Below are 1666 nucleotides of genomic sequence, written 5' to 3'. Positions count from 1 at the left end.
ACCGACGCCCGCCGCGCCGCCTCCGCCCGCCGCGCCCGTGAGCGTGGCCGCACCCCCCTGTTCGACCAGTACGAGGACGGCGAGCGGCCCCGCGCGGCCAACGAGTGACCAGGCAAGGAACGGATTTCCAAGCACCCTGAGGGGGATGCTAGAGTTTCATTCGTTGCAAGGGCCTGTGGCGCAGTCTGGTAGCGCACCTCGTTCGCATCGAGGGGGTCTGGGGTTCAAATCCCCACAGGTCCACACAGCAACGAGATCCCGTCCGATCGGAAGATCGGGCGGGATCTTTGCTTTGGCCCCCGGTGTTCCCGGGCCGGACCAGCCCGGACTCGTAGGCGTGGACGACGGCCTGGACGCGGTCGCGCACTCCCAACTTGGCCAGTACCCGGCTGACATGGGTCTTGACGGTGCCTTCGGTCAGGTGGAGACGGCCGCCGATCTCCGCGTTGGAGAGGCCGCGGGCGATGAGCACGAGCACTTCGCTCTCGCGCCCGGTCAGGGGGTTCGGGCCGCCGACGGAGGCCAAGCCCGGTGTGCCCGCCCAGATCCCCTTCGACTCGTACGCGACCACCACCGCCCTCGTCAACGGCCGTTGGGCCGTCGGCCACAGTGGAGCGGCGCACGGCGTCGACACCGACATCGACTGGTTCCCGGACCTGGACTGGACGGCGGTCATCCTCTCCAACCACGACGTGCCCGGCTCCGGTGCGACCCCTGGCCTCGCGGCCACCGCCCGCGCTCTCGTCACCGGTCAGTGAGGGCGTCGACACGGTCGGGGTCGAAGAGTGGGCCGGTGTTGGTCACGGTCAGCCGGTCCTCCCCGGCGTGGCCAACACCATGGTGATCGCCGTCCTGAACGACGAGGTGAGATCGGCCTGCGCCGTTCCCTGGGCGCCACGATCGCCATCGGCGCGTTCCGGGCGCGTCCGTCCCGGCAGGTATGGCTGCCCCTACCTCCGCTTCACCCCCTGGACCCATGGTCCGCAACTGCCCCGCCTCCTACGGTGATCCGTATGCGTACTGTGTGGCAGGCCCTGGCGGGGCGCGGGTTCCTGTGGTCGGTGTGGCCCTGGCGGGCCGTGCTGTATCTCGGGAGCGGAGCCCCGGCCGGGGCTGTCGTGCTGGTGCTGCTGCTGGCCGGGGTGGTCGGCGGGGGTCTGTTGGCCGTCGTGCTGGTGGGGATACCGCTGCTCGTGCTGACCGCGCTCGCCGGGATACCCGTCGCCGTGGCCGAGCGGTACCGGCTGCGGATCGTAGACCAGGAGCCGGTGCCGGGCCCCCACCGGGTACCGGACCGGCCGGGGTTGCGCGGCTGGCTGACGACCCGGCTGCGGGAGCGGGCGACCTGGCGGGAGTTGGCGTACACGCTGCTGTTCGCGCTGGTGCTGTGGCCGCTCGACGCGTTCGTGCTCGCGGTCGGGCTCGGCGGCCCGTTGGCCATGCTGGGCACGCCCGCGCTGATGGGGGACGGCGAGGTGAAGGTGCTCAAGCTGTGGACGGTCACCACCTGGCCGTCCGCCGCCGGGGTCGCTCTCCTCGGGCTCGTGCTGCTGGCGCCCGGGCTCTACGCCCTCGGGGCCGTCGCCGGGGCGCGCGCCGAGCTGACGCGGCTGCTGCTGGCGCCGGAGGAGGGGGAGTTGGGGCGACGCGTCGTCGAACTCGCCCG

2 protein-coding genes, 1 tRNA gene and 1 pseudogene are annotated in these 1666 nt (G+C 72.0%); 3 read left to right on the top strand and 1 reads right to left on the bottom strand.

The annotated features are described in order from the left end of the window. The first annotated feature begins 169 nt into the window (after nt 1-169). A tRNA-Ala gene (locus tag R6V09_RS52575) sits at nt 170-243 on the top strand. A gap of 55 nt (nt 244-298) precedes the next feature. Here R6V09_RS52575 and R6V09_RS52570 read toward each other — a convergent pair. Next, nucleotides 299-505: pseudogene (locus tag R6V09_RS52570) on the bottom strand (response regulator transcription factor); the annotation flags it as partial. On the opposite strand from R6V09_RS52570, the gene R6V09_RS52565 reads away from it, so the two are divergent. Then, a complete protein-coding gene (locus R6V09_RS52565; protein ID WP_317888471.1) occupies nt 465-758 on the top strand; it encodes a hypothetical protein in 294 nt (97 codons plus the stop codon). The pseudogene R6V09_RS52570 and the gene R6V09_RS52565 overlap by 41 nt on opposite strands. Before the next feature lie 255 nt (nt 759-1013). Next, nucleotides 1014-1666, top strand: a 653-nt coding sequence (locus R6V09_RS52560; RefSeq protein WP_442810307.1) for a sensor domain-containing protein, incomplete at its 3' end; no start/stop codon positions are given.

The sequence above is a fragment of the Streptomyces sp. W16 genome (assembly GCF_033194735.1).
Taxonomy (GTDB): domain Bacteria; phylum Actinomycetota; class Actinomycetes; order Streptomycetales; family Streptomycetaceae; genus Streptomyces.
The sequence above is the reverse complement of the archived record's forward strand: the minus strand, read 5'-3'. Positions and strand labels throughout refer to the sequence as shown.